The organism is Vineibacter terrae (genome assembly GCF_008039615.1).
GTDB lineage: Bacteria > Pseudomonadota > Alphaproteobacteria > Reyranellales > Reyranellaceae > Vineibacter > Vineibacter terrae.
Genome location: NZ_VDUZ01000065.1, coordinates 25,088 through 48,338, shown reverse-complemented (window position 1 = coordinate 48,338; position 23,251 = coordinate 25,088). Strand labels below are relative to the sequence as shown.

The 23,251-nt window shown below is 67.5% G+C and carries 34 protein-coding genes and 1 tRNA gene; 12 read left to right on the top strand and 23 right to left on the bottom strand.

The window, feature by feature from the left end; all coding sequences use genetic code 11:
* Nucleotides 1-94 precede the first annotated feature (94 nt).
* A complete protein-coding gene (locus tag FHP25_RS36205; protein ID WP_147851873.1) occupies nt 95-385 on the top strand; it encodes a hypothetical protein in 291 nt (96 codons plus the stop codon).
* A gap of 148 nt (nt 386-533) precedes the next feature.
* Here the strand turns inward: FHP25_RS36205 and FHP25_RS36200 are convergent, their stop codons facing one another.
* The 8 genes from FHP25_RS36200 to FHP25_RS36165 all read right to left on the bottom strand — a co-directional run bounded on the left by FHP25_RS36200 (nt 534) and on the right by FHP25_RS36165 (nt 9,058).
* A complete protein-coding gene (locus FHP25_RS36200) occupies nt 534-1,841 on the bottom strand; it encodes a hypothetical protein (protein ID WP_147851872.1) in 1,308 nt (435 codons plus the stop codon).
* A gap of 170 nt (nt 1,842-2,011) precedes the next feature.
* Nucleotides 2,012-2,311: a putative quinol monooxygenase gene (locus tag FHP25_RS36195; RefSeq protein WP_147851871.1), complete on the bottom strand. Its 300-nt coding sequence runs from the start codon at nt 2,309-2,311 to the stop codon at nt 2,012-2,014.
* Nucleotides 2,308-3,831: an amidase gene (locus FHP25_RS36190; protein WP_147851870.1), complete on the bottom strand. Its 1,524-nt coding sequence runs from the start codon at nt 3,829-3,831 to the stop codon at nt 2,308-2,310. The genes FHP25_RS36195 and FHP25_RS36190 overlap by 4 nt, the downstream gene beginning before the upstream one ends.
* A 166-nt stretch (nt 3,832-3,997) precedes the next feature.
* Nucleotides 3,998-4,702 (bottom strand): ABC transporter ATP-binding protein, encoded by a 705-nt coding sequence (locus FHP25_RS36185; protein WP_147851875.1) that lies wholly within the window; start codon nt 4,700-4,702, stop codon nt 3,998-4,000.
* A 139-nt stretch (nt 4,703-4,841) separates the two neighbouring features.
* A complete protein-coding gene (locus FHP25_RS36180; RefSeq protein ID WP_147851869.1) occupies nt 4,842-5,561 on the bottom strand; it encodes an ATP-binding cassette domain-containing protein in 720 nt (239 codons plus the stop codon).
* A complete protein-coding gene (locus FHP25_RS36175) occupies nt 5,558-6,715 on the bottom strand; it encodes a branched-chain amino acid ABC transporter permease (RefSeq protein ID WP_147851868.1) in 1,158 nt (385 codons plus the stop codon). The genes FHP25_RS36180 and FHP25_RS36175 overlap by 4 nt, the downstream gene beginning before the upstream one ends.
* A gap of 100 nt (nt 6,716-6,815) precedes the next feature.
* Nucleotides 6,816-7,682, bottom strand: a complete 867-nt coding sequence (locus FHP25_RS36170; protein ID WP_147851867.1) for an ABC transporter permease subunit — start codon at nt 7,680-7,682, stop codon at nt 6,816-6,818.
* Between the two features lie 146 nt (nt 7,683-7,828).
* Nucleotides 7,829-9,058 carry an urea ABC transporter substrate-binding protein gene (locus FHP25_RS36165; RefSeq protein WP_147851866.1) on the bottom strand — a complete coding sequence of 410 codons (1,230 nt, stop codon included), beginning with the start codon at nt 9,056-9,058 and terminating at the stop codon, nt 7,829-7,831.
* 513 nt (nt 9,059-9,571) lie between these two features.
* On the opposite strand from FHP25_RS36165, the gene FHP25_RS36160 reads away from it, so the two are divergent.
* Nucleotides 9,572-9,665: transfer RNA gene (locus tag FHP25_RS36160), tRNA-Ser, on the top strand.
* Nucleotides 9,666-9,708: 43 nt separating this feature from the next.
* On the opposite strand, the gene FHP25_RS36155 is transcribed toward FHP25_RS36160, so the two are convergent.
* The 12 genes from FHP25_RS36155 to FHP25_RS36110 form a co-directional block, all read right to left on the bottom strand.
* A complete protein-coding gene (locus tag FHP25_RS36155) occupies nt 9,709-10,788 on the bottom strand; it encodes a tyrosine-type recombinase/integrase (protein ID WP_147851865.1) in 1,080 nt (359 codons plus the stop codon).
* Between the two features lie 246 nt (nt 10,789-11,034).
* The gene (locus FHP25_RS36150) at nt 11,035-11,334 is read right to left on the bottom strand and encodes a hypothetical protein (RefSeq protein ID WP_218578852.1); all 300 of its coding nucleotides are present in this window, start codon (nt 11,332-11,334) and stop codon (nt 11,035-11,037) included.
* Nucleotides 11,316-12,386, bottom strand: coding sequence for a DUF5131 family protein (locus FHP25_RS36145; protein WP_147851864.1), 1,071 nt, complete (start codon nt 12,384-12,386; stop codon nt 11,316-11,318). The genes FHP25_RS36150 and FHP25_RS36145 overlap by 19 nt, the downstream gene beginning before the upstream one ends.
* A 2-nt stretch (nt 12,387-12,388) precedes the next feature.
* Nucleotides 12,389-12,784, bottom strand: a complete 396-nt coding sequence (locus tag FHP25_RS36140) for a hypothetical protein (protein ID WP_147851863.1) — start codon at nt 12,782-12,784, stop codon at nt 12,389-12,391.
* Nucleotides 12,784-13,800: a DUF2303 family protein gene (locus tag FHP25_RS36135; protein ID WP_147851862.1), complete on the bottom strand. Its 1,017-nt coding sequence runs from the start codon at nt 13,798-13,800 to the stop codon at nt 12,784-12,786. The genes FHP25_RS36140 and FHP25_RS36135 overlap by 1 nt, the downstream gene beginning before the upstream one ends.
* 48 nt (nt 13,801-13,848) lie before the next feature.
* Nucleotides 13,849-14,229: a hypothetical protein gene (locus tag FHP25_RS36130; RefSeq protein ID WP_147851861.1), complete on the bottom strand. Its 381-nt coding sequence runs from the start codon at nt 14,227-14,229 to the stop codon at nt 13,849-13,851.
* Between the two features lie 60 nt (nt 14,230-14,289).
* Complete coding sequence (locus FHP25_RS41165; protein ID WP_178134056.1) at nt 14,290-14,427, bottom strand: hypothetical protein; 138 nt, start codon at nt 14,425-14,427, stop codon at nt 14,290-14,292.
* A gap of 1 nt (nt 14,428) precedes the next feature.
* A complete protein-coding gene (locus tag FHP25_RS36125) occupies nt 14,429-14,662 on the bottom strand; it encodes a hypothetical protein (protein WP_147851860.1) in 234 nt (77 codons plus the stop codon).
* Nucleotides 14,659-14,976: a hypothetical protein gene (locus FHP25_RS36120; protein WP_147851859.1), complete on the bottom strand. Its 318-nt coding sequence runs from the start codon at nt 14,974-14,976 to the stop codon at nt 14,659-14,661. The genes FHP25_RS36125 and FHP25_RS36120 overlap by 4 nt, the downstream gene beginning before the upstream one ends.
* A gap of 2 nt (nt 14,977-14,978) precedes the next feature.
* Nucleotides 14,979-15,245: a hypothetical protein gene (locus FHP25_RS36115; RefSeq protein WP_147851858.1), complete on the bottom strand. Its 267-nt coding sequence runs from the start codon at nt 15,243-15,245 to the stop codon at nt 14,979-14,981.
* Between the two features lie 44 nt (nt 15,246-15,289).
* Nucleotides 15,290-15,454: a hypothetical protein gene (locus FHP25_RS41160; protein ID WP_178134055.1), complete on the bottom strand. Its 165-nt coding sequence runs from the start codon at nt 15,452-15,454 to the stop codon at nt 15,290-15,292.
* Nucleotides 15,451-15,840: a hypothetical protein gene (locus FHP25_RS36110; RefSeq protein ID WP_147851857.1), complete on the bottom strand. Its 390-nt coding sequence runs from the start codon at nt 15,838-15,840 to the stop codon at nt 15,451-15,453. The genes FHP25_RS41160 and FHP25_RS36110 overlap by 4 nt, the downstream gene beginning before the upstream one ends.
* A 147-nt stretch (nt 15,841-15,987) precedes the next feature.
* Between FHP25_RS36110 and FHP25_RS36105 the strand changes: the two genes are divergently transcribed.
* A complete protein-coding gene (locus FHP25_RS36105) occupies nt 15,988-16,422 on the top strand; it encodes a hypothetical protein (protein WP_147851856.1) in 435 nt (144 codons plus the stop codon).
* A 3-nt stretch (nt 16,423-16,425) separates the two neighbouring features.
* On the opposite strand, the gene FHP25_RS36100 is transcribed toward FHP25_RS36105, so the two are convergent.
* A complete protein-coding gene (locus FHP25_RS36100; RefSeq protein ID WP_147851855.1) occupies nt 16,426-17,040 on the bottom strand; it encodes a helix-turn-helix domain-containing protein in 615 nt (204 codons plus the stop codon).
* A gap of 250 nt (nt 17,041-17,290) precedes the next feature.
* On the opposite strand from FHP25_RS36100, the gene FHP25_RS36095 reads away from it, so the two are divergent.
* Nucleotides 17,291-17,635 (top strand): S24 family peptidase, encoded by a 345-nt coding sequence (locus FHP25_RS36095; protein ID WP_147851854.1) that lies wholly within the window; start codon nt 17,291-17,293, stop codon nt 17,633-17,635.
* Here FHP25_RS36095 and FHP25_RS36090 read toward each other — a convergent pair.
* Nucleotides 17,630-18,355 (bottom strand): S24 family peptidase, encoded by a 726-nt coding sequence (locus FHP25_RS36090; protein WP_147851853.1) that lies wholly within the window; start codon nt 18,353-18,355, stop codon nt 17,630-17,632. The two genes, FHP25_RS36095 and FHP25_RS36090, sit on opposite strands and share 6 nt — an antisense overlap.
* Nucleotides 18,356-18,421: 66 nt before the next feature.
* Between FHP25_RS36090 and FHP25_RS36085 the strand changes: the two genes are divergently transcribed.
* The 8 genes from FHP25_RS36085 (at nt 18,422) to FHP25_RS36050 (ending at nt 22,374) form a co-directional block, all read left to right on the top strand.
* Nucleotides 18,422-18,679 carry a hypothetical protein gene (locus FHP25_RS36085; RefSeq protein WP_178134054.1) on the top strand — a complete coding sequence of 86 codons (258 nt, stop codon included), beginning with the start codon at nt 18,422-18,424 and terminating at the stop codon, nt 18,677-18,679.
* Nucleotides 18,680-18,683: 4 nt separating this feature from the next.
* Nucleotides 18,684-19,235, top strand: coding sequence for a hypothetical protein (locus tag FHP25_RS36080; RefSeq protein WP_147851851.1), 552 nt, complete (start codon nt 18,684-18,686; stop codon nt 19,233-19,235).
* Nucleotides 19,236-19,303: 68 nt separating this feature from the next.
* A complete protein-coding gene (locus FHP25_RS36075; RefSeq protein WP_147851850.1) occupies nt 19,304-19,912 on the top strand; it encodes a phage regulatory CII family protein in 609 nt (202 codons plus the stop codon).
* The gene (locus FHP25_RS36070) at nt 19,909-20,280 is read left to right on the top strand and encodes a TetR/AcrR family transcriptional regulator (protein ID WP_147851849.1); all 372 of its coding nucleotides are present in this window, start codon (nt 19,909-19,911) and stop codon (nt 20,278-20,280) included. The genes FHP25_RS36075 and FHP25_RS36070 overlap by 4 nt, the downstream gene beginning before the upstream one ends.
* Nucleotides 20,273-20,902 carry a pyocin knob domain-containing protein gene (locus tag FHP25_RS36065; protein WP_147851848.1) on the top strand — a complete coding sequence of 210 codons (630 nt, stop codon included), beginning with the start codon at nt 20,273-20,275 and terminating at the stop codon, nt 20,900-20,902. The genes FHP25_RS36070 and FHP25_RS36065 overlap by 8 nt, the downstream gene beginning before the upstream one ends.
* Nucleotides 20,902-21,588, top strand: a complete 687-nt coding sequence (locus FHP25_RS36060; RefSeq protein WP_147851847.1) for a helix-turn-helix domain-containing protein — start codon at nt 20,902-20,904, stop codon at nt 21,586-21,588. Before FHP25_RS36065 ends, FHP25_RS36060 begins: the two co-directional genes overlap by 1 nt.
* Nucleotides 21,578-22,123, top strand: coding sequence for a hypothetical protein (locus FHP25_RS36055; RefSeq protein WP_147851846.1), 546 nt, complete (start codon nt 21,578-21,580; stop codon nt 22,121-22,123). Before FHP25_RS36060 ends, FHP25_RS36055 begins: the two co-directional genes overlap by 11 nt.
* Nucleotides 22,123-22,374 (top strand): hypothetical protein, encoded by a 252-nt coding sequence (locus tag FHP25_RS36050; protein ID WP_178134053.1) that lies wholly within the window; start codon nt 22,123-22,125, stop codon nt 22,372-22,374. The genes FHP25_RS36055 and FHP25_RS36050 overlap by 1 nt, the downstream gene beginning before the upstream one ends.
* Before the next feature lie 68 nt (nt 22,375-22,442).
* Here FHP25_RS36050 and FHP25_RS36045 read toward each other — a convergent pair whose 3' ends face one another.
* Complete coding sequence (locus FHP25_RS36045; protein WP_147851844.1) at nt 22,443-23,126, bottom strand: hypothetical protein; 684 nt, start codon at nt 23,124-23,126, stop codon at nt 22,443-22,445.
* Nucleotides 23,127-23,251 lie beyond the last annotated feature (125 nt).

Below are 23,251 nucleotides of genomic sequence, written 5' to 3'. Positions count from 1 at the left end.
CCCTTCGACAGGCTCAGGAGAGGGATCTCCTGAGCCTGTCGAAGGGGCGCTCGGGATGACGGTCTATGTGAAGCATGGGATGTCGGGAGGTCGTATGTCGCGACGCGTGGTCCTTGCGTTCGCTCTGGGTGTCGCGACGGCGGCCGCAGGCAGCGCCGCCTGGGAGCGCCTTCTCGTCGGCACTGCGCATGCCCAGAACGAGCAGATGACCGGCCGCCAGAACTACCTGCTGGTGCTGGCGATCGGCAACGCCCTGAGCTCCCTGGCCGTGGACAGCGAGCGCACAGCGTCCGGCCTCAACGATGTGTCCGACCGGGTCAAAGCCCTCGAGACGCGCCTGCGGCGCGCCGAGAAGCGGGTCGAGGAGCTGGAGCGCATGCGGTAGCCGGCAGCCGCGGCAGCACGATCTTCCCGTCATCCCGAGCGCAAGCGAGGGATCTCCTGCGGCAAGGCTCACGGTGCGCCATTCGCGGGAGATCCCTCGCTTGCGCTCGGGATGACGGCGGCGCCATGACAGGGATAGAAGGCAGCCCTCAGTCGCTGGCGATCAGCTTGCGCTTGGCGGCTTCCATCATCGGCGTGCGGATGCCCAGGTGCTCGATGTTGTCCAGGATCTTCTGCCGCAGCTCCTCGGAATCCTCCGGCTGCCATGACGGCAGGAAGGTCCAGAAGCGCTTGGAGGCGCGGAAGTAGCCCAGCTCGTCGAACAGCGACACGCCGAAATAGTAGGCTTCGTCGAGGCTGCTGTAGGGGCTGACGTCGAACTCGCCGATGCTGTTCATCGACAGCCGCCGCGCGCGGGCGGTGATGATCAGGATCTCGGCCCAGGCGTTGGCGCGCTCCTCGTCGGTCATGTGCGGCCAGCCCAGGCGCAGCAGGCGCACGACGTCGTAGGCGTGGTGGTTGTTCTGGGTGCCGCGGTCGTGCCAGCCGAACGGGTAGGGCCGGTCGCGGATGCGCAGGGTCGTGCGCACCATCTCGCGGATGCGCGGGATGTCGCCATTGCGGTAGCTCGCGATATGGAACGTGATGCTGAGATCCTCGGTCTTCACGAGCTTGCCGTCGATCTTGTACCACGGGCCCCAGTAGCCGGTTTCCGGATCCTGCCACTCGTGGTCCATGAAGTCCTTCAGCCCCTGCGCCACGCGATCGCGCTGCCAGGACGGCTCGAACAGATAGGCGAGCTCGGGCAGGAACAGCATCTGCGACAGCGCCGAGAGGCCGAGGTTCATCTCCTTGCGCTGGTTGCGTCCGTTGCGCCCCACGTCGGAGACCAGCAGCGACCGGGCATAGGCCGCCAGCTTCTCGCCGCTGTCGACCCGCTCCAGGAACTTCAGGGGATATGCCGGCCGCGCACCCTGCACCGCCAGCTGCTTGAGCGGGTCGGCGCTGGCGTAGACGCGCAGGAACCATTCCTCGTAGCAGCCGCCCCAGGAGCCGTCGTCCGGCGACTGCAGCAAGGCGGCGCGCTGGCGTTCCGGCGGCAACTTGAGGCTGCGCCGCAGATCCTCCAGCCGCTTGTCGACGCGTGCCGTCTCGTTCGTGTACTGGATCAGCCATGCGAGTTCGGTCAGGATTTGCGTCGAGCAGGTCAGCGTCTCGCCGCGCGCCTGACGCTCCAGGATCGTCTTCTGTATCTTGTCGAAGGTCGGCGCATAGCGCTTGTTCATCGCCTTCTTGAGCGAGAAGCGCGGCAGGTAGCCATCGATGAGATAGACGGTGTCGTCGACCATGGCCGCCGGGATGGTGGTCGGTTGCTGTTGCTGCGGCTGCGCCGGGGCTGCGGCGCCAAGGACAAGCGCCAGCCCAAGCGCCAGCGCGGCGGTCGTCAGCCTCCGCACCGATGGCCTCCTGTGGCGGGCGAGGTCGTCACGGCGGGGAAGATAGCCTTGTCAGGCGCCTGCAAGGCAAGGCAAAACGATGTGCTCAGCCGATGAAACTATTCCGCAGCAGCCCGGCTCCGCGCAATTCGCGCAGAGCCGGGCCTTCGATCGCGCTGATAACGGGCTTGTTACCTCTTGGCGCTGGCCTCGCGACAGGTGTGCAGCACCACGTCGCCGTCGAGGATCGGAGCGGCGACCTTGAAGAAGGTGGCGACGGCGTCGGAGCCGTTGTGCCGGTCCATCGCCGCCTCGTCGGTGAAACGCTCGTAGGTGGTGAGCACGGTCGGGTCGTCGCGCCCCTGCGCGACGAAGAAGTCGACCGTGTCGGGCTCGTTCCGTGCCACGTGCGCGGCCACGTCGAGCAGCGCCTGGCGCAGCGTCGCCTCGGCGCCCTTGCGGGCCCGCAGGATGGCGGTGATGGTGATCACGCCGTCACCTTCATCCAGTCGTGGCTCTTCTCGTAGGCGTCGGCGGCGCGGTAGATCGTCGATTCGTTCCAGTGCTTGCCGATCAGCATCAGGCCGGCCGGCAGGCCGTCGCTCATGCCACAGGGAACGGTGATCGCCGGGTGGCCGGTGACGTCGAACGGGGCCGTGTTGGGCAGCATCTCGAAGGCGCGCTGGATGATGTCCATGCGCGGCCCGGCCGGGTCGGGCAGCCTGGTGGCGCGCAGCGGCAGGGTCGGCATCAGCAGCAGGTCGTACCTGGCGAGCGCGGTGTCGTAGGCCGCCACCAGCTTGCGCGCCAGGTTCTGCGCCTTGGCGTAGTAGTGGCCGCGATACTTGTTGAGCGCGTATTGCCCGAACAGGATCGTGGTCTTGAGCGTGTCCGACAGCTCGTCGGCGCGGCTCCTCCAGGCCGAGTGCGCATCGATCAGGCTGGTGGCGTACAGGCCCTTCCAGTTGAAGCCGTGGCTGTTGCCGTTCATCATCTGCGCCGTAGCGCCTTCGCTGGCGATCGCCGACCACACCGCCATGCCGGTGAGGTGCCAAGGGATGGAGATCTCCTCGACCGTGGCGCCCATCTCCTTGAGCCGCGTGGCACCCTTGCGCACCAGCTCGTCGACCACCTTCTCCGATTGCGGATGGCCGAAGCCTTCCTTGACCACGCCGATCTTCATGCCGGCGACGCTGCCGCTGAGCGCCTTGGTGTAGGTGTCGGTGGTGCAGCCCATCTGGCGCGGATCGAGCCCGTCGGGGCCGGCCAGCACCTCCAGCATCAGCGCGTTGTCGGCGACGTCGGCCGTCATCGGACCGGTGTGGTCGATCGTGAGCTCGATCGGCATGACGCCGGTGTAGGGCACCAGGCCCCAGGTCGGCTTCAGGCCGACGATGCCGCAGTACGCCGCCGGTATGCGGATCGAGCCGCCCTGGTCGCCGCCGATCGCCATGTCGGCCTCGCCGGCGACGATGGCGGCGGCGCTACCCGACGACGAGCCGCCGGCCGAGTAGCCCATCTTGCGCGGGTTGTGGACCGGGCCGGCGGCGCTGGTGTGGCTGCCGCCGGAGAAGCAGAAATATTCGCAGTGCACCTTGCCCACGACGGTGGCGCCGGCATCGAGCATGCGCGTCACCACGGTGGCGTCGACGTCGGGCACGTAGCCCTCCAGGGTGGAGGCGCCGTTCATCATCGGCATGCCGGCGACGCAGACATTGTCCTTCAGCACCACGCGCTTGCCGGCCAGCTTGCCCGACGGCGCGCCCTTGATCTCCGATTTGACGGACCAGAGATTGTACTTGTTCTCCTCGCCCTCGGGACGGTAGCCGGGCGTGCGCGGATATTTCACGGCCGGCAGGTTGTCGGGCAGGGTCTCCAGCAGGTTGTAGGCGGCGACGCTGCCGGCCATCGTCTCCTGGAAGAACGCGATATCGGCATCCGACAGGTTCATCCCCAGCTGCTTGCCGACGTCACGCAGCTCGGCCTGTGTCGGCATCTTGACGCTTCCCATGGCAGTCCCTCGCTTTTTGGGTTCACACAACGATCCTCCTCCCCAACGCAGTTGGGGAGGTGCCCCCGAAGGGGGCGGAGGGGAGCCGACGTGGTCCCTGCAATTGAGATCACGTCGGGTCCCCATCCGGCCTTCGGCCACCTTCCCCACTGCGTGGGGAAGGTTACTACGTCACCGCCATGCCAATGAACTCGGCCACCAGCGCCGGATCGGCGAGATGGTCGGGCGGTACCTCGCCGGTGATGCGGCCTTTCTGGATGATCAGCACGCGATCGGCGAGGCGGCGGATGAAATCCTGGTTCTGCTCGACAAGCACGATGGTAAGTCCGCTCCTGCGCTTGAGCCGCAGCAGGATATCGATGATCTCCTCGATGATCGACGGCTGAATGCCCTCGGTCGGCTCGTCGAGCAGCACCATCCTGGGCCGGCCGCACAGGCAGCGCGCCAGCGCCAGGATCTGCTGCTCGCCGCCCGACAGCACGCCGCCGGCGCGGCCCAGGATCGGCTTCAGCCGCGGCAGCTCGTCCAGCACCTCGTCGAGCACGTCATCGGCCAGCCCGGCGCCGGCGGCGCCCATGCGCAGGTTGTCGCGCACCGTGAGGCCGGGGAAGATCTGCCGCCCCTGCGGCACGTAGCGCAGCCCGCGCCGCGCCCGCTGGTGGGTCGGCGCGTGCGTGATGTCGCTGCCGGCGAAGCCGATGCGGCCGGCCGTGGCCGGCAGCTGGCCGACCAGGGTCTTGAGCAGGGTGCTCTTGCCCATGCCGTTGTGGCCCAGCACGCCCACGAACTCGCCGTCGCCGACCTCGAAGCTCACGCCCATGATGATCGGGATCTTCTGGTAGCCCGAGGCGAGGTCGGTGACGCGCAGCATGGTCAAGCCATCACCGCCAACGTCATCCCGAGCGCAGCGAGGGATCTCCCGGGGAGGGAGGCTCCATTCGCGGGAGATCCCTCGCTGCGCTCGGGATGACAGTGTTGGCGCTCGGGATGACAGGCTGACCGATTCATCATCACGCCGCCTGCCTGCCGAGATAGACGTCGCGCACGCGGGCGTCGACCAGGATGTCGGCGACGTCGCCCTCGACCAGGATCGCGCCCTGGTGGAAGACGGTCACGGTCCTGGCGACGCGACGGATGAACTGCATGTCGTGCTCGACCACGACCAGGGCGTGGCGCTTGTTGAGCTCCTTGATCAGGTCCACCAGCCGGTCGACCTCGTCATCGGTCATGCCGGCGGCCGGCTCGTCGAGCAGGATCAGGTCGGGCTCGGGCGCCACCACCATGGCCAGCTCGACGAGCTGGCGCTGGCCATGCGCGAGCTGGCCCACCATGCGTCCGGCGATGGCGCCGATGCCGACCCGCTGCAGCGCCGCGTCGGTCATGGTGTCGGCCAGCCGCCCGGGGTTCACGCGCGCGGCGGCCAGCCACACGTTCTCGCGCACGCTCAGCCCGTCGAAGACGCTGGGCACCTGGGTCTTGATGCCGACGCCGTGGCGGGCGATGGCATGGCTCTGGCTGCCGGCGATGCTGTGGCCGCGGAACAGCACGTCGCCATGGCTGGGCCGCAGCTGGCCGGTGAGGCACTTGAAGAACGTGCTCTTGCCGGCGCCGTTGGGCCCGATCAGGCAGCGTAGCTCCGCCTCCTGCAGGCTGAAGTCGACGCCGTTCACCGCGATCACGCCGCCGAAGCGCATGGTGAGCCCGCGCGTCTGCAGGATGGGGGCGGTCATGCCGACGACTTCCTTCCCCCGGAGGGGGAAGGTGGCGCGAAGCGCCGGAAGGGGGATGTGTGAACGGATTCGAGGTGGGATCCTGTCGCCGAGGCGGATCGAACATCCCCCTTCCGCCCTTCGGGCACCTTCCCCCTCCGGGGGAAGGGAAGGTTGCGCACCACCCACCGCACCGCATCCGCCGCCAGCGCCATCAGGCCCTTGGGCACCAGCAGAACGAAGACCATGAGGATCACGCCCAGCACCAGGTTGGGGTCGACCCAGCCGAAGCCGGGCACCTGGTTGAGCGTGCCCAGCCAGTTGGTCAGGACCTGCATCAGGATGCAGCCGATCACGGGTCCGATCAGGGTGCCGAGCCCGCCGATGATGACCCAGATGATGATCTGGCCGCTGACGGGCAGGCTGAACATGGTGGGGCTGACGAACACCGAGTTGGCGAACATCAGGCCCGACAGGCCCGCCACCGCGCCGCCGACCACGAAGATCGCGAGCTTGTAGCGGCGGGTGTCGTAGCCCAGCAGCGCCACGCGCGCCTCGTTCTCGCGGATCGCCACCACGACGCGTCCGAAGCGCGTCGCCAGCAGCGCCTTGCAGCCGAAATACACCAGGATCAGCAGCCCGGCCGCGAGGCTGAAGATGTTCTCCGGCGCCAGCTGCTCGCCCGGGCGGCCGGGCCAGTTCAGGATCGGCGTCGAGGGGATGCCGTTGAAGCCGCCCAGCGGCGCCTCGCCGATGTTCCACTGCTCGCCCGCCGTCTGGTTCACGAAGCGGTAGAGGATCAGCGACACGGTGAGCGTGATGACGCCGAGATAGACGTCACTGATGCGGCCCCAGAACATGAAGTAGCCGAGCAGGGCGGCGAACAGGGCCGGCAGCGCCACCGCCAGCGCCGCCGCCCCGGTGGTGTCGCCGAAATTGATCGCGGCGACGGCGTAGGTGTAGCCGCCCAGCCCGAAGAACGCCGCCTGGCCGAAGCACAGGATGCCGGCATAGCCCCAGATCAGCGCCAGCGACAGCGCCAGGATGGCGAAGCTGGCGAAGATGGTGGCGTTGATGATGACATAGGTCTCGGCGAACGCCGGCAGCCCGAACAGCGCTGCCAGGCCGGCGACCAGCACGGCGATGTTGCCGAGCACCGGCAGCAGACGGCTCATGATGACAGCCCCTCACCGTCATCCCGAGCGCAGCGAGGGATCTCCCGGGAACGGAGACTCCATTCCCGGGAGATCCCTCGCTGCGCTCGGGATGACGCGCTCACAGCGACCTCTGGAAGAAGCGGCCGGTGATGCCCTGCGGTAGGATGCGCAGCAGGATCACGGCGGCGGCGAGCAGGGCGACCTCGCCCAGCACCGGCGTGAAGGCGAAGGTCATCGCGGTGTTGATGGTGCCCAGCAGGCCCGAGGCGATGGCGGTGCCCGACAGGATCGCGGCGCCGCCGCTGATCACGGTGATGAACGCCTTGGCGATGTAGGCGGCGCCGATCGTGGGCACGACCCCCGACAGCGGCGCCAGCAGGCCGCCGACCAGGCCCGAGAGCGCCGCGCCGACGCCGAAGGTGACGGCATAGACCAGCGATGGGCTGACGCCCAGGGCGGCCGCCATGGCCGCGTTCTGCATGGTGCCGCGCGCGATCAGGCCCAGCCGCGTGAAGCGCAGCACCGCCCAGCCGGCCACCAGCAGCACCGCCGCCACGAGGACCAGGAACACCTCGTAGGCGCCGGTGCGATAGGCGCCGATGGTGAGGCTGCCCAGCGGGGCAGAGATGCCCGACACCGTGTTGCCGAACACCACGGTCACGAACCCGATCATCGCCAGGCTCAGGCCCCAGGTCGCCAGCATGGTGTCGATCAGCCGGCCGTAGAGATGGCGGATGATCAGCCGCTCGACCACGATGCCGAACAGGCCGACGGTGAGGGGCGCCACGATCAGCATCGCCAGCCACAGGTTGACGCCGTTGTTGTAGGCGGTGATGGCGGCATAGCCGCCCAGCATCAGGAACTCGCCATGCGCCAGGTTGATGACGCGCATCATGCCGAAGATCACCGCCAGCCCGAGGCTGATCAGCACCAGGCTGGCAACGGCGCTGCAGATCTGCAGCGCCAGGATGGCGGCGTAGTCCATGGCTAGGCCCTGACCCTCCCCGCGCAGTGGGGAGGTGCCCCGAAGGGGCGGAGGGGAGCCGACGAGGTCTCTCTACTATACATCACCACAGCTCCCCATCCTGCCTTCGGCCACCTTCCCCGCAAGCGGGGAAGGGATGTACTGCATCACGTCTTCACGTCGATGACGTACTGCTTGTTGTCGTTCGGGTTCTTCTTCAGGTCGCAGACGGCGGCGGTGTCGGCCGGGGTCTGCACCGGGAACTTCTCAAGCACCACGAACTTCTTGTCCTTGGCCTCGCCGATATAGACGTCGAGGATGTTGTGGTGGGTCTTGGCGTCGAGCGTGGTCTTGCCCGCCGGTCCGGCGAAGGTGAGGCCGCTTTCGAGCGCCTCGATCACCTTCATGCGGTCGATCGAGTTCGCCTTCCTCACGCCCTCGGCCCACAGGTGCACGCCGTGATAGGTCATCGCGGCCAGCTCGGTCATGTGCGGGATGTTGTACTTGGTGTGGATGGTCTCGACGAACGCCTTGTTCTCCGGCGTGTTGATGCCTTCGAGATAGCCGAACACCACGTGGATGCCGTTGTGCTCCTCGGGCGAGGTGATCACCACCTCGTTGCCGAAGGTCGTGGAGGCGAGCGGGATCTGCTTGTTCATGCCGGCGGCCGCCCATTGCCGGTAGAACGAGATGTGCGCCGCGCCGACCAGCGGCGCCAGGATCAGGTCGGGCTTGGCCGCCTGGATCTTCTTGATGGTCGGGCCGAAATCGGTGACGTCGAGCGGGAAGAAGTCGGTCGCCACCACCTCGCCGCCATTGTCCTGGGTGTATTTCTTGATCCACTTGGCGGTGATTTGACCATAGTTGTAGTCGGCCGCGATGGTGTAGACCTTCTTGCCCCATTTCTTCATCACGTAGGACATGAGCTTCTCGACCGTCTGCGCCGGGGTCGAGCCGGTGCAGAAGATGTTGCGGTCGCACACGCCGCCTTCGTAGAGCGTGTTGTAGAAATAGAGCGTGTTGAAGCGCTTCAGCAATGGCCGGATCGCCTCGCGCGAGGCCGAGGTGATGCCGCCATGCACCACCGCCACCTTCTCCTTGGTCGCCGCCTCGGTGGCGTACTGGGTGTAGAACTGGATGTTGGATTGCGGATCGTAGTTGATCAGCTTCACCTGCTTGCCCAGCAGGCCGCCCTTGGCGTTGATCTCGCTGACGGCGAGATCCATCGTCGCCACCATCTGCTTGCCGTAGATGTCGAGGCCGCCCGACGTGTCGTGGATGCCGGCGATCTTCAGGACGTCCTGGGCCCGCAGGTCGCGGATGACGAAAGGTCCGACGGAAGCCGCGCCCAGGCCGGCGGCAGCGGATGTGAGCAGGCGTCGACGACGTATGGGCATGAGCAGGCTCCTTGCGTGGCAAGTCCAGCAATAAGGAAAGCGCAGCAATAAGAATGCCAACGGAACGCGGTGGGGACGCGCGGGACGATCGCGGAGCCGAGCCTGCGCGTGCGAATCGTCCGGGTCAAGAGAGCAAGCGGACGGCCTCGTCAACACATCGCCTGCACGGCGACGTTGCGCACCACGACAGACGGCGCAACGTGTGGTTCAACGCCGACATGACAGGCCGCGGTGTCATCCCGGGCCCGACGCGGGAGCTGGTGCCGCCCCTGGATCCCTCGCGCGCCTGGCATGACGAACGGAATGGCAGCGGCCGCGATGTTCCCGGGGACCCGGGCGGAACGGAAGCGCAGGCGCCAAGGATGCAGGGGCGACCCGGGCTGCGCGTACGGCCACGGGCACCGAGGCTGGGGAAATCGCCTGTCAGGCTATTTGACAGGCCTGAAGCAGCAAGGCTAGAACCACCCCGCATCCGTCGTGGTCATAGGTTGCTCGGGTCTTGACGGTTCCCGCGGAGGGGTGGCCGAGCGGCTGAAGGCGGCGGTTTGCTAAACCGTTATACGGGCTTAAACCTGTATCGAGGGTTCGAATCCCTTCCCCTCCGCCACTCTCTTTAATATCAATGACTTGGACGTCGTTTCGTGGCGCCGTCAGGCGCGGTTATCTGTGCCGAACCGCTGCACCTGTGCCGGGTTTTGTGCCGGCCCGTGCATGGCCTGTTCCTTCTCCTCGGGCGTCAGATAGTCGAGATACAACTCGGTGGTCTTGATCGAGGCGTGGCCCAGGATCTGCTGCAGGTCGTAGATATTGCCCCCGGCCCGCAGGTAATCCACGGCGAAGCGGTGCCGCAAATGATGGAACCGGAAGCGGATCCCGTGGGATCGGCGTTGCGCCGCGAAGTTCGAAGCGAAGTTGGCGAAGCCTGCGCCGTCGCCGTGCCAGAAGACCAGCTTGGATTTCAGGTGCCGGACTGTGCCGGCTATTGTGCCGACGGCCAGATCCGTGATCGGGCCGGTCAGGGGGATTGCCCGGGGCCGGTTGGTCTTCGTTTTGGTGAGGTCGATACGCGCCGGCAGGTGCACCTGGGGGTGCTCGAGGGTGACGATCTCATCCTCGCGCATGCCGGTGCGCCAGGCCAAGGCCATCATCTGCCCCATGGTCGCCGGCACAGCGGCGATGGCGGCGGTGATCTCATCGGCGGTCGGCAGCAGGATGGGGGCGCGGCGCTCCTTGATATGGCTGCGGTCCCATTCCTTGGCCGGGTTGTCGTCGCGCCATCCCCAGCCGGTGCAGGCCTTCAGGACGGCGCTGGCGGCCGTCAGGTCGCGGCGGATCGTGGCGTTGGTGGCGCCCGACTTCTTTCGCTCGCTGACGATGTCGGCGATGGTCGTCCGCGTGATGCGCTTGTCGGCCGGCAGGCTCTCGGGCCGGTCGACGAGGCGATCGCGCAGCAGCGCGTCGAGCTGGCGCAGCGATACCAGGTAGCGCGTGGCGGTCTTGGGCTTGACGTTGTCGGGTAGGACCTCGGTGGTGAACCGCACCACGGCTTCCTGCCAGGTGTGGCGCTCCTCGCCGGCGTAGGCGGCGCGATTCAGGTCCTCGAGCCAGGCCGTGAGCCGGCGTCGCGCTTCAGTCCGATCGCGCGTGCGTAGGCTGCGTCGATGCTCGTCGCCGGCAACCTGGGCGCGACCCCACCAGGTTTTGCCGCGGCGGTAGAGATTCTCGGGCACGATGTCTCCTCTCGCTGGTGTATCCAGCCGCGCAGCCTAACCTCATCGAACGTCCACACGGAACCGAGTTTGGCGGCCGACGGGATCATCCCGCGCACCGCCATGTTTTGGATCTGGCGTTGCGACAGGCCGGTGATCTGGGCGGCGCGGGCGGTCTGCACCCGCTCGGGCTTGCTGGTGCCGCTCATGCTTGCTTCACGCCGGCGACGATCAGCGACGCCCACGGCTGCCAGACGGTGAGGGCCTTCACAGCGGCAGCTCCTTAGTGGTGTTCTCGGCGATCCACGCCTGCACGTCGCGCGCGGCCTCGAGGTATTCACGGCTCGGCCGCTGGTCGGCTTCCTGGCCGGGCCGATAGGCGCGCCAGATGCGGTCGCGCAGCGGCTTGGGCAGGCGATACCAGTGCTCGCGGCAACCCCACATCGCCGGCGGCACCTGCCTAGTGCAGCCTGGCCAATGGCAATGGTGCTGGCGCGTCTGGCGTTGGCGCACGACGTAGGCGGCTTTAGGCGGCAGTGTCGGCATCATCACGCCACCTTGGGCCATGCGGTGTGCTCGACGCCGTCGAGCAGGCGGCCGGCGCGCTTCTTGCCGACGCGAATCAGCGGACCGTCACCCTCACTGCAGAGGCAGGAGGTCACCCAATTCTGTCCGGCGTGGAATTCGCCATAGGGCATGTCATCGAGATTGAGTCCGTGTCCGTCGGGCAGTGCAGATTTCGGCGCCCACTCGCCCCATTGCTTGAAGAAGAATGCCGCGCCGGCGCGGGCGGCCTGGTCGCGCAGGGAACGCACCGGATCAGGATGCAGCGGGCGTGCGCGCCGGCCGCTCTCGCCGCCGACAATGATGCCGTCGAGGCGAGGCGGCTCGACCCCGGTCCCATCGCAGGCCGGGCACGGCTCGTCGAAAAAATGCCCCGTCACGCGCGTGCGGCCGTTAAAGCAGTCCGGGCACGCGTGCAGGTATTTCAGGATGTCGACCGGGCCCAGCAGCGGCTCGAGCGATACGATGCGTCGCGCCGCCGCCGCGGCCAGCAGCTCGGGGATGCGCTCATCCGCCGATGGCTGATCCTCGGCCGATACGCCAGCTGTGACGTTGCGCAGCGGCCAGCCGCCGGCGTCGTCCAGCTCGCGCGTGCACCAGTGCGCCGGCGCGATTTCGTTCATGGCCTTGTCGACCTGGCCGGGCGTCGCGGGATCGGTCGTCCAGATGCGCATGCGATCGCCGCGCTTGGTGAGCACGACGAATTCGTGCTGCGGGCAGAGCGCCATCACGGCGTAGATCCTGGCCAGCATGGGCACCGTCACCCAGGCGCCGAAAGTGTCGCTCATGCTGTGAAGGAAGATGCGCCGTGGCCGCCGCCACCGGAACGGCAGCATCAATGTCACGCCGTCGAGGTAGATCTCGACATCGCCGATCCTGCCCTCGCTGAATGGCACCATGTTGCCGAGCCGCAGGTTGATGGCCTCGGCGTAGCAGTGACGGCAGCCGGCGCTGACACGAGCGCAGAACGATCCGACCTTGCCCGATGCGCGCGACCGCGCGCGCACTGGGTTCCATGTCGAGTCGCACCATTCGATACTGGTCTTGTCGCCCATGATCAGCCCCTGGTGATGATGGCTTGCGCCGACGCCAAGACGCCGGCTGCAGCCGAGTCCGCGGTCACGATCAAGCCGGCCTCGGCGAGGCGCACGACGTCGCGCGCCAAGGTCACTCCCGCGTCGAGCTGGGCCCGGGCGCGCACCAGCTCGCCCAGGATCAGCTGGTATGTCGTGAGCGTCACCGACAGGGTGTTGCCCTGCGCGATGGTGCCTGTGCGGGCGCCTACGATGCGCAGGCCGCGCCGGTCGAGCTCGGCGACCAGCGCCTCGGCCGCGGTGCGCGAGCCGTGGCCCGGGCCCAGGCGGCCGTCGAGCACCAGGTCGATGATGATGCCGGACAGGGCGGCGACGATAGCGTCGTCGCCCTGATCCGTTGTCTGTGGCGCGTCGGCCATCAGCCTGCCGTCGGCCAGCCGCGCAGCGGCGTGATCGTCGTCGCCTGCTCGACCGTCTGGCAGGCGTGGGCAAGCACGCGCTCCCAAACCCGCTCAAGCTCGTGCAGCTCGACGATCCATTTGACGCTGCTGCCCGCCATGCGATAGCGCAGGTGCACCGCGATCAGCCACGCCTCGGGGTCGTTCTGCAGCACCGGGATCGCAATCAGGAAGAGGTTGGGCACCTTGACCTTGTCGGCGCCTTCACCCTGGTGCTCTTCCTGGTAGACGACGGTCGCCTCGCCGGTGTCGCGGTTCAGCTCCTGTTTGGCCATCCGGCCGGCGGTGATCTGGATGCCGCGGGCGAACCGCGCCAGGTCACCCGGCGTCGCAAGCTTCTTGTCCAGCGTCGCGATGAGCTTGCGGATCTCGGGATCGGCGAGCGCCGATTCCTCGCGGCCGTCGGCGTACACGGACGTCGGAGGCGGCAGCACGTCGACCAGGCGCTGTTCCAAGAAGGCTGCGAATTCGCCCTGGTCCATGGGCTTTCCGCTGGCATTGCGCCACGCCTCGAACACGCGGCTCTTGGGGAAGGTGTACATGGCGCGGTGCTTGCCGTTGCGGGCGCGGTGGCCGGGCTCGTCGATGACGTCGTCGCCGTCGTCAACGCGCGGATACGTGAGCGCGGCCTGCTCAGGGCCGGCCATGTCATAGTCGATGATGGCCAGCAGCGACGGGTCGTTGATGTTGTCCTTGCAGAACACCACCGAGCCGTCATCACGATGACGGTTCACCCAGGCGGTGAAGGACGCCATGTCGGTCAGCTTCGCCGTGCCCTCGCGCCGCTCGGGGCGGGTGCGGAAGGCGTCGAGGATCGGCTTGACGTCCTCGAGCGCGTAGCCCTTCGGCACCAGCATGGCGACGGCGCCGTCGCTGGTGCCCCTGCTGACGCTGATCGTCTGCGGCACGCGCGTGTTCTGCTGGATGAATTCCGCGAGCTGCCGCAGGTCGGCAAGCGCGGGCTGGGACTCTTGCATTGTCTGTCCTGATGTACGGGGTTGACGGGAGACGTCGGAGCCGCGCCGCTAGGCGTCGGTCACGACACGGGTGCTGCGCGCGTCCTCGACCTGCCTGAAGCGGAACTTCATCTGCTTCGGATTTTCGGGCGTCAGGTTGTTGTCGCGATCCGCCCACATGAACGTGCGCTGCACGGGTTTCGCCGGCGCCGTGACCTTCAGCTCCGGCTTGATTTCGTAGGTGCCATCCTCGCGGATGATCGACAGCTTGAGCGTGATCGCCCCTTTGACCTTGCGCAGGCCTTCGGCGGCCACGTCCTCGAGGGTGGCGATGAGATCCTGCACTTCCTGGCCGGCGGCGCCGTCGAAATCCTGATCGAGGTAGGCGATCAGCTGCGACAGCTTGCGGGCCGGCGGCGTCAGTGTGACGTCGTCATCGGCATTGGACATGCGATGCTCCTTGTGCTGCTGGGCGAACATGAAGGCTCCGAAGTGAGAGGGACGCGGGGACTACGCGGCACGCGCGCCGTGCCGGCGCAGGACGCGCCAGGCCAGCGCGCGCTGGCTGGCGGTGTAGAGGTGCGGTGCGGTGGCGATGGCCAGCGCCTGGGCACGCCAGGCGGCAAGCGCGCGCAGGAAATCGGACATGCTAGTCCTCGGGGTTGCTCTGGTGGGTGAAGCCGGTGGCCGGGTGCCAGCCGCGCTGATGCTCGGCGTAGCGGCAGCTGATCGGCGTTCCCTGCTGGATGCGGGACATGAAGAAACTCCATGCCCCTTCGCCGTCGAGGTAGATGAAGATGCCTGGCGGCGCTGTGTCGAAGCCGAGCGCGAAGATGAAGAGGGGGCGTTTGTGCCAACCGAAGACGATGGGCTCGCTGCTCATCGCGCGGCCCCGAACAGCTGGCCGGTGGTGGTGTCGCGCCGCGTGCCGCCGAGCTGCGGCGGGCCCGGGTCGGACCCCTTGCCGATCAGCGGCGCCTCGGCGAAGAGGCGATTGAGCGTGTCGACGCCGCCATCGTGCGGGCACTTGAATTCGTGCGCCGGGAAAAACCGCACGATGGTGGTTTCAGTGCCGTCGCTGTTGAGGCGCACGGCGCGGATCTTGCCGGCGCCATTGCGGCCGGTGATCCGCATACGCCAGCCGTCGCGGCGCCCGGCCGGCCACCAATAGACACGGGGTTCGGCGGGCACCGGCATGGCTACACCACCTTCGCGCGCAGCGCCTGGGCGGCGCGATCGCGTGCCTTGGGCAGGTGCTGCGCCAGCTCTGCGCGCGTGAAGCCGGCGCCGATCAGGTCGGCCTCGCAGGCCGACCCGGTGCGGATGGCTCCGTCGACCAGGGCGTCGGTGAGCGCGTCGACCAGGTCGCTTTCGGTGCGCACATGGCGCGGCTGGCCGTCGATCATCAGATAGCGTGGCCGGGCCGGCTGCGGCGTGGGGAACGCCTGCTGGATATGATGGATCATCCAAAACTCCTCTGCGCGGTTGAGCGGGGCGGAAAACGCGCTCATCACAGCCCCCGGCAGCGGAAGAGCCGTGGGCAGCCGTTGATGAGGCACATGCGCGAGCCGCAGTGCTTGCGGCGCGATGCGCGGATGCGGCGCAGCGCCCAGGCCAGCAGGCACAGCAGGCCAAGCGCGAGGCCGACCAAGGCGGTGATGGTGTCAGCGCTCACGACGCGGCCTCGGCGCGGCGAATGGCGGCATGGCTGCCGATGGTCATGAGGCCGGATGCCGGGTTCAGCTCCGACGGCAGGCGGTCGTGAGCGGGCCTGTGCCGCAGCGCGCGCTGGAGCGTCTTGACCGGCAGCATGATGCAATCGGTGTTGCCGCTGCCGGTACGCACGAACACCAGCGCGGCGCTGGCCTGGCGCAGGTGGGCCCGGGCATCGGCGACGGTGCGGCCCAACTTCATGTTGGCGTCGCGCTCGACCTGCAGCAGGCCGAGCCGCGCTCTTGCCGCGATGTGGGCAATCTGGCTGGCGCCGGCGGGATCAAACTGCGCCGACGTGACCGACGGCACGACGGGCATGCCGTCGAGCTGCGAGAGGAACAACCCCATGTGACTTGGCCTCAATGTTCCATGCGGAAAGCGTGCAAACGCTAATAGGCCAATTCCTATAAGTCAATAGGTCTTTACCTATTAAGGGGCGTTCGCTTGAAGGTTGCAACGTTCGTGTTACTTTTGAGGGAGTTGGGGAGAGGTTCGATGTTCAAGACTGGTGCTGTCGTTCTGGCGTCGATCGTGCTGGCAGCCTGTGCGCCCACCGCGCCGGCGACCACGGCGATGGATGTCGATGCGAAGCGATTCGAGACGGCGCCCGGCACTGGCGCGGTCTACGTGCTCCGCGGTAGCGATTCAGCGTTTCTCACCGGGCTGGAACTCAAGCTGGACGGCGCGCCGTTGGCGTGGCTCGGTCGCCGCGACTATGTGCGTATTGATTCGCCGCCGGGGCGGCGGCGCATCACCTGCGGGGAGGGGGACACCCTTTACCTTGCCGACGTTGCGGCCGGGCAGACGCTGTTCGTAGAGGCCATCATCCAGGTGGGCTGGATGACGCCGCGCTGTAGTCTGGTGCCGCTCGACGATCTCAACGGCCGCGAGCGCGTGATGATGGGTACACGCGTGGCAACGCCCGGGTGACGCTCATTCGGCAGCGGTCGCATCAAACCCGCCGCAGCGGATCCACGCGATCGGCGTTGCCCACCGGCAGCGGTCGCTGATGACCTTGCCGTCGCGGCCGATCGGGTGCAGCTCGACCACGCCAGCTTTCTTGCCTGGCATCACCAGCGCGATGAGCAATTGCCCGCAGCTCGTCTGCACGACCGACGTTCGATAGAAGGCCTCGGCAAGCGTCGCCTTCCCGCGCGGCCGGCGGAAGAAAAGCAGGTCGCCGTCGATGAACCGGCCGGCGGATTCCCCGCGAAACAGCACGGCCTCATAGCGCCCGGCGACCGGCACGTCGAGGTCATCGACTGACAGCACCTGTAGCCGGGTGCGCTTGATCTTGCCATCATCGCGAGCATTGCCGATCAGGTCGATGCCGGCGGTGCGAGGCGCGCTCGTCAGCTCTTGTTCCGTGACGCCTAACGCCCTGGCGAGGTCGCGAACGGTGTCGTGCCGCGGATGCTTCGAGCGGCCGGAAGTGATGTTGTACACCGTCGAGGGATGACGCCCGGCCTTCTTGGAAAGGCCGGCATCCGTCAGGCCGCGCTCGCCGATGATACGCACAAGATTGGATGCTAACTGACTCTGCCCCATGCGGGGAAGTTTCCCATTGGGGCACCTGCAGCTGGTAAACGTAAGTATACGTTCAATCGACGTAAATTTACGCAGGCAAGTCTGATCCAATCAGGATGATTCACCTATGCGTGTGCACGCGGGCGCTGGAATTTTTCACGGTGGTGTGACAGGAAGATTGCGGACCGGTCTGCGCCGATGGCTCTTCGCCAAAGCATGTTCTGAAACTCGCGCGGCCCAAGGAGTCCCCGAAGGCGTTGGGGAGGGAAGCGTGTCGAGTGATGTTAGCGTGGTGTCGCGCGGTGGCGTAGTCGAGGGTGTAGCCGGGCGCAGCGATGTCATTGTGGTCGCCGTGGTGAGCGACGAGATGCACCCGACGTTGCGATCAGGTCAGCGGGTCATGATCGACACGAACGACAGGTGTCCGTCACCGCCCGGCGTCTTTGCCGTGTGGGACGGCGTCGGCCTCATCCTGAGGCGGATCGAGGTGATACACGGGGACCGGCCGGTGCGGGTGCGAATGTCACCGGACAACGCCCGCTATGAATCGGTCGAGGTGCCACTCTCGGAGATGCGTATCCGTGGGCGCGCCTTCGCGGTGTACCGGCCGCTATAGCCGGGCCCACACCCCGATGACGCGACCGTTGATATGTGCCTCGTCCAGGGTGCGTTCGTAAGGCGCGTGGTTCTGGTTGTCGGAGCTGATCCGCACCCGTGGCGGGTCCGAGCCGAACACGACCTCGACGCGTTTCAGCACCAGTCCCAGGCCATCGTAGACCACGAAGATCCCGGGCGGCGAAGGGCGGCGGTCGGTCAGGTCGACCATGACCTTTTGCCCCGGGAAGAGGGTGGGGGTCATGCTGTCGCCGACCACGGATATGATCCTGACCGCATCAGGCGGCGCACCGTAGAGCTGGCGAAACCCGTCCCTGGGAAAGCTGTATTCGCCGACCACAGCGTCGGACGCTGTGGCGTCGTCGATCTCGATCAGGGAGCCGCCTGGCCCCATCGCTGCCCTGACGTCGAATTCAGGGACTCGCACTGATGACGCGTCGCCGATGACCGGCGGCTGATCGGGCGTCTGGTCGACCTGCGTTTGGCGGCCGGCGCGGGCTTTGCCTTTTCCCTTCAAGGCGTCGGGCGGGATGCTGAGGATCTTGCCGACCGCTTCGCGCACGCTTTCCGGCAGGTTGGCGGGAACCCCGCGGTAGATGAATTGCTGAAGATACGCGTGGTTCAAGTCGGCCTTCAGCGAAACCTTTTTCAGGTCGAGGTCGGGCCGCTTGCCGATCGTGTCGACAATCAGCTTGCGGGGTGCATCAAGTTTCACGGCCATGGCGTCAGACAATAGGCATCGTCCTATTCGTGGCCAGTAGGTTTATGCCTATTGACGCGATAGGGATTGGCCTATTACGGTGGCACCACCATGACCCGTGCCGAGTTCCGCGCCTGCGTAGAGGCGCACCTGCAGTCATCCGGCGAGAGTGCCACCGCGTTCGGCCGCCGCGCGCTGAACGATCCTGGCTTTGTCTTCGACCTGCGTAGGGGCCGGGACACCACGCTGTCGGTCGTCGAGCGCGTGCAGCAGGCAATAGCCGATTGGGTGCCGAGCACGCCGGCGCCTGTCGCAGCAGCGCCGGCGGCCCAGGCAGCGGGGTAGCGGCGTGCTCAAGTTGCCGTACAGCCTGCAATCGGCCTGTAGCGACGGGCAGCGGCGAACCTTCGCCCATGTCGTCTGCGGCCAGTGCGATGCCTATCAGGATCACGCGCTGACCGGCGTCCACAACCCGGAAATGGTGCTCAAGCACATGCGGCGGTTGGGCTGGACCGTCGATTTCGGCCGAGCGCGGCACAACCGCTGCCCGGCCTGCAGCGACAGCCGACGCAAGCGCAGCAAGGTGGACCTGATGACGACGAAAGCAGCCGCGCCGGCCCTGGCCGCGGCGACGATGCCGCGCGACCTCACGCCCGATTCCGATCGGCGCGTGGCCGAGGAGTCCAAGGTGCCGGCCGCCTGCGTCGTGCGCCTGCGCGAGCTGGCCTATGGGCCCATCCGATCCGACCCCGAGCTCGAGGCGCTGCGCCGCGATCTCGATGCCCTCGCGGCCCGCGCCAAGACGCTGTCCGCGCAGCTCGGCGACGTCAACCAGGGCATCGCCGACCTGATGCCGCGCCTGCACGCGGTCGAGGCGCGGTTGGCGGGGAAGGCGGCGTAGCAGGCTCATACCGGCAATCAACCAGTTCGGCGGCACCGCGTCGCCGTCAATCGGAGCGTAGGAGTCACATGACCAAGCTTAGGGAACCCGGCTCGCATCACGAGGCGCTGCAACAGTCGCTGGCGATGCTGGGCGATGCCGGCGCCGAGGCCGCCACCGGCAAATCATCGGGGCATCTGCGGGCGTGCAGCAACCCCGATGAGACCCGCGAGGTGCTCTATGTCGACGCCGTGCAGTTGTCGGCTGCGATCGCGAAGGCGGGCGGCACGCCGCCGCTCCTGACGCACCTGCGGCTGGCCTGCGAGCGCGTGCAGCCGATGAGTGCGCCGGCGCCGGCCGATCCGCGCGCGCTGCTGCTCGATTGCGTCGAGGCGGTCGGGGATCTGTCCGGCGCGTTCCGGCAGGCCATGGCTGATGGATCGGTGTGTGCGCGTGAGCGGCAGCAGATGCGCGCCCTGGTGGCTGACCTGCGCAAGCGGTCCGATGAATTGTGGGCGGCGCTGGAGGATCCGCAGGAAGAGCGCATCGCCATGCTCGCGGCCGAGCAGCGCGCGGCGATCGACGTTGTCCACAACATGAGCGTGGCAGGCATCAGGCGCGAGACGCAGCTCAAGCGCGAGCGGGCGCGGCGCATCAGCCTGCAGGCGCGGCTGGCCGAGAAGGGGAAAGGGCGATGACGGATCAGGTTGAGGGTGTCGAGGCCGCGACGGAAACGACGCCGGCGAAGATTGACGGTCGCATGCGGCGCGCCGAGCGCACGCGGGTTCGGATACTGGAGGCGACGCGGCGCATGATCGTCGACGGCGTGCTGCGGCCCAAGGCCGAGGATATCGCGCGCAAGGCCGACTGCAGCACACGGTCGATCTTCCAGCATTTCGCGGACCTCGCCGCGCTGTATGCCGAGGCGCTCACGCCCGCCTTGCGCGAGTACATCGCGCGGCGGCTGCGGGCGATGGACGATGCCGACCTCGTGGCGGCGGTGCAGGGCGCGCGGCTGCACCTGTCGCTGACGGGCGATGACGCGTGGACGCCGCCCGATGCTTGAGCGCGAGCAAGAGGCCTACGCCCGCATATCGGCCCGCGCCGAAGCCGGCGTAAAGAAGCGCGTGCGCTCGCCGAGCGAACGTCTGGCACGGGCGCGGTCGGCGCAGCGGCGCGCGGCGCTGGCCGAGGCGCGCGCGGCAGCGGAAGCCCAGGCCGATTCGGTCGTGCTGGCGCATCTGCGCGAGGCGGCCACGGCGCAGCGCCCGTGCCCGCGCTATCTCGACCTGGTCGAGCAGCTCGTGATGACCGGCCACATGCGCAGCGACCTCACCGAAGCCTCGGCCGTCACGATGATGACGGATCGCCTGCAGCGTCTCGCGAAGGCCGGGCAGATCGAGGTGATCCGGCACGGCGGCAATGCCCGGCAGATCCGGGTCAGGTCCGGCGATGGCTGGACGCCGTGGACCGCGGTGACGGCACGGGCACCGGCGGATGCCGAGTCGGCGGCGGCGCGGCGCGCGATGCTGATCCTGCCGGCCAAGCGGCTCGACCCGCGGCCGGCGCTGCTGGCGACGGCGCGGCGCGTCGACGAGTGGCGCCAGCACGGCATGAGCGATCGCGGCATCCAGCGCGCGCTGCGGCTCACGCAGCGCCAGGCGCTGGATTTCGGTCTGGTGACGTGATGCACGCGCTGCAATTGGCCACGCGCGTGCCGGCCGACTCGGTGATGCGGCGCGCGCCCAGCTATGTGCGGGGCGGGCGGGTGCATGGGCCCGCGGCGAGCGTCGAGGGGCCGCTGCCGCCCGGCAAGATAGAGCCGCTGCGCAGTGTCGGTGCCGATGCCTCGCATGAGGCGCTGCGTCGCGAACTGGCCGAGGCGCGCGGCATGATCGCGGCCTTGCACGACGAGCTCGCCCTGGCCGGCGATACGATCGAGGTGCTGCGTCGCGCGGGTGCGGCGTGCCTGGCGCAGATCCGGCACCTGGAAGCGCTCCTGACATTCGAGGCCGACGCCGTGGCCTGTGACGTCCTGGCGGCCGTCGCCGAGGCGCACGGTATCAGGATCGAGGAGGTGGTCGCGCGCCGCCGGTCGCGGTCTCTGTCGTGGCCGCGGCAGATGGTGTGCGCGCTGCTGGCCGAGATGCGGGCCGACATGACCCTGGCCCGGATCGGCATGCATGTCGGCGGCATCGACCACACCAGCGTCAATTACGCCATCAAGGCCGCCCACGACCGCGTGCGCGCGGGATCGGTGCATGCGTCGTGGCCCGGCCTGCGGCAGCAATTCGAGCTGCCGGCCGAGCTGCCGGCCCTGGTGCGCGGCCGGGTGTGGACTCTCAAGAGGATGGAGACGGGGGATGCTGCGTAGGCTGCTGTACCGGTGGGCCGGGCGCCTGCCGGGCCGGATCATCATGGCCGAGGTGAGCGAGACGGACGCGACGCAGGTGCCGCTGTTCGAGCGCTACTATGTCGGCCAGGTCGCAGGCTGGACGATTTACCTGCACCACTACCTGCGGCCTGACCCTGACCGCGGCCTGCATGATCATCCCTGGCCGCGCGCCATCGCGCTGCCGCTGGCCGGCGGCTACCGCGAGGCGCGGCTCGATGGCTTCGACCAGCACGGCCGCGTGATGCGGGTGCGCATGCGCAGGCCGTTCCTGCCCTACATGCTGCGCGGCGCCGACTTCCACCGCATCATCGCGTTCCGGCCCGGCACGACGTCGAGCTGGTCGCTGTTCGCCCATAGGGCCAACAGCAAGGGGTGGGGCTTCCTGCGCCCGGGGCCGGACGGCGACGGCACCGCGGCGGTGGTGTTCGTGCCGCACCTTGAGGCAAACGGCAGCCACACGAAATGGTGGCAGACGGCGCGCATCGGCGCGGCGCTGAACCGGGCGGCGCCGTGATGGGCGCGCCGCAATCTCTGTTCGATCAATGGTGGGCCGAGCGTGTCGCTGTCCAGCACGGCGCGCTCGTCGAAATGACGGCGCTGCTGCGCGACTGGCTGGCCTGGTGCGGCAAGCGCCAGCACATGCCCGGCCTCGGGTCGGTGTTTATGGCCCGCGTCGGCGAGCAGCAGGGCGTCGCTGCGATCGGCGGCACCGACTGGTTGACCGGCCTGCAACTGCGGCGGGCCATTCAGGAGACTGGGGCGTGATACTCCCCCTTCTTGGCGCCCATCCCGACTATGCTGATGGCGCCCACGATAGCTTGTTACTTATTCTATCATTCATGGGCGATCTTCAGGCCCGTGAAGCGCTCGATCCCTTCGACGGCCCGGGCACAATCTCGCGCTGCCATGAAGCACTGCAAGGCAAAGCCGTCCACAATTCCGACGTTGGTGCCCTCATCGTCAGTAAGACGAGCATGCAGTCGCCTGAAGGACGAGGTCCACTCCCTGATCGAAGCAGATGCCTCGATCGCTGCACGAGCATCGTCGGTCGGCAAGTGGGAGACCTCGGCGCCGACAGTCGCGAATATGTGCGTCGTGATCGGCGGTTGCGTGTTCGTAACTTCGATCACGTACTCTCTCGACAAGATGTCGCGACCCGGCTTGTTGGCCCGGAAGTCGTTAGTTTGTTGGATGATATTTCTCCACGCAGTTCTGAGGACGTGCTCGACGGCGGCCAATTCGTACCCAATTGCCGCAAGCTTCCGTTTGGACTCTTCGGCTGCTTCGCGCTTGCCGTGGTTCAGCGTCATTACGACGGCAATCAGCGTAGCGACGCCGCCAAGCAGCTGAGAGATCGATTGGATCCAGGCGTCGCATGTGAACCCGAGATGGGTCTTGCGTTGTTCGGCAGGGCCTGCGCTGCACCACTCGAAGCTTGGCGTCAGGAAGCTGCCAAGCACAAACGCCGCGAAAGCAATTGCCGCGACGATCAGCCAGACCTTGCCATTCTCCCCCATGATTCTGATGGTTGCACGGAGAGAAGGCCGGCGTCCAGCAGCGGAGTGGGGCGATGACACCACGTCCCATCCTGGCGGCTGACCTCCTCTGTGACGCCGGCCGCAGTAGCCTAGCCGCCACGCGT

What these genes read in the sequence shown, in the direction of transcription:
- FHP25_RS36205 (WP_147851873.1), top strand. Translation starts at nt 95, where the DNA reads ATGTCGCGACGCGTGGTCCTTGCGTTCGCTCTGGGTGTCGCGACGGCG.
- FHP25_RS36190 (WP_147851870.1), bottom strand. Translation starts at nt 3,831, where the DNA reads ATGGGAAGCGTCAAGATGCCGACACAGGCCGAGCTGCGTGACGTCGGC.
- FHP25_RS36185 (WP_147851875.1), bottom strand. Translation starts at nt 4,702, where the DNA reads ATGCTGCGCGTCACCGACCTCGCCTCGGGCTACCAGAAGATCCCGATC.
- FHP25_RS36180 (WP_147851869.1), bottom strand. Translation starts at nt 5,561, where the DNA reads ATGACCGCCCCCATCCTGCAGACGCGCGGGCTCACCATGCGCTTCGGC.
- FHP25_RS36175 (WP_147851868.1), bottom strand. Translation starts at nt 6,715, where the DNA reads ATGAGCCGTCTGCTGCCGGTGCTCGGCAACATCGCCGTGCTGGTCGCC.
- FHP25_RS36170 (WP_147851867.1), bottom strand. Translation starts at nt 7,682, where the DNA reads ATGGACTACGCCGCCATCCTGGCGCTGCAGATCTGCAGCGCCGTTGCC.
- FHP25_RS36165 (WP_147851866.1), bottom strand. Translation starts at nt 9,058, where the DNA reads ATGCCCATACGTCGTCGACGCCTGCTCACATCCGCTGCCGCCGGCCTG.
- FHP25_RS36150 (WP_218578852.1), bottom strand. Translation starts at nt 11,334, where the DNA reads ATGGCCCAAGGTGGCGTGATGATGCCGACACTGCCGCCTAAAGCCGCC.
- FHP25_RS36145 (WP_147851864.1), bottom strand. Translation starts at nt 12,386, where the DNA reads ATGGGCGACAAGACCAGTATCGAATGGTGCGACTCGACATGGAACCCA.
- FHP25_RS36140 (WP_147851863.1), bottom strand. Translation starts at nt 12,784, where the DNA reads ATGGCCGACGCGCCACAGACAACGGATCAGGGCGACGACGCTATCGTC.
- FHP25_RS36135 (WP_147851862.1), bottom strand. Translation starts at nt 13,800, where the DNA reads ATGCAAGAGTCCCAGCCCGCGCTTGCCGACCTGCGGCAGCTCGCGGAA.
- FHP25_RS36130 (WP_147851861.1), bottom strand. Translation starts at nt 14,229, where the DNA reads ATGTCCAATGCCGATGACGACGTCACACTGACGCCGCCGGCCCGCAAG.
- FHP25_RS41165 (WP_178134056.1), bottom strand. Translation starts at nt 14,427, where the DNA reads ATGTCCGATTTCCTGCGCGCGCTTGCCGCCTGGCGTGCCCAGGCGCTG.
- FHP25_RS36125 (WP_147851860.1), bottom strand. Translation starts at nt 14,662, where the DNA reads ATGAGCAGCGAGCCCATCGTCTTCGGTTGGCACAAACGCCCCCTCTTC.
- FHP25_RS36120 (WP_147851859.1), bottom strand. Translation starts at nt 14,976, where the DNA reads ATGCCGGTGCCCGCCGAACCCCGTGTCTATTGGTGGCCGGCCGGGCGC.
- FHP25_RS36115 (WP_147851858.1), bottom strand. Translation starts at nt 15,245, where the DNA reads ATGATCCATCATATCCAGCAGGCGTTCCCCACGCCGCAGCCGGCCCGG.
- FHP25_RS36110 (WP_147851857.1), bottom strand. Translation starts at nt 15,840, where the DNA reads ATGGGGTTGTTCCTCTCGCAGCTCGACGGCATGCCCGTCGTGCCGTCG.
- FHP25_RS36105 (WP_147851856.1), top strand. Translation starts at nt 15,988, where the DNA reads ATGTTCAAGACTGGTGCTGTCGTTCTGGCGTCGATCGTGCTGGCAGCC.
- FHP25_RS36100 (WP_147851855.1), bottom strand. Translation starts at nt 17,040, where the DNA reads ATGGGGCAGAGTCAGTTAGCATCCAATCTTGTGCGTATCATCGGCGAG.
- FHP25_RS36090 (WP_147851853.1), bottom strand. Translation starts at nt 18,355, where the DNA reads ATGGCCGTGAAACTTGATGCACCCCGCAAGCTGATTGTCGACACGATC.
- FHP25_RS36075 (WP_147851850.1), top strand. Translation starts at nt 19,304, where the DNA reads ATGACCAAGCTTAGGGAACCCGGCTCGCATCACGAGGCGCTGCAACAG.
- FHP25_RS36070 (WP_147851849.1), top strand. Translation starts at nt 19,909, where the DNA reads ATGACGGATCAGGTTGAGGGTGTCGAGGCCGCGACGGAAACGACGCCG.
- FHP25_RS36065 (WP_147851848.1), top strand. Translation starts at nt 20,273, where the DNA reads ATGCTTGAGCGCGAGCAAGAGGCCTACGCCCGCATATCGGCCCGCGCC.
- FHP25_RS36060 (WP_147851847.1), top strand. Translation starts at nt 20,902, where the DNA reads ATGCACGCGCTGCAATTGGCCACGCGCGTGCCGGCCGACTCGGTGATG.
- FHP25_RS36055 (WP_147851846.1), top strand. Translation starts at nt 21,578, where the DNA reads ATGCTGCGTAGGCTGCTGTACCGGTGGGCCGGGCGCCTGCCGGGCCGG.
- FHP25_RS36050 (WP_178134053.1), top strand. Translation starts at nt 22,123, where the DNA reads ATGGGCGCGCCGCAATCTCTGTTCGATCAATGGTGGGCCGAGCGTGTC.
- FHP25_RS36045 (WP_147851844.1), bottom strand. Translation starts at nt 23,126, where the DNA reads ATGGGGGAGAATGGCAAGGTCTGGCTGATCGTCGCGGCAATTGCTTTC.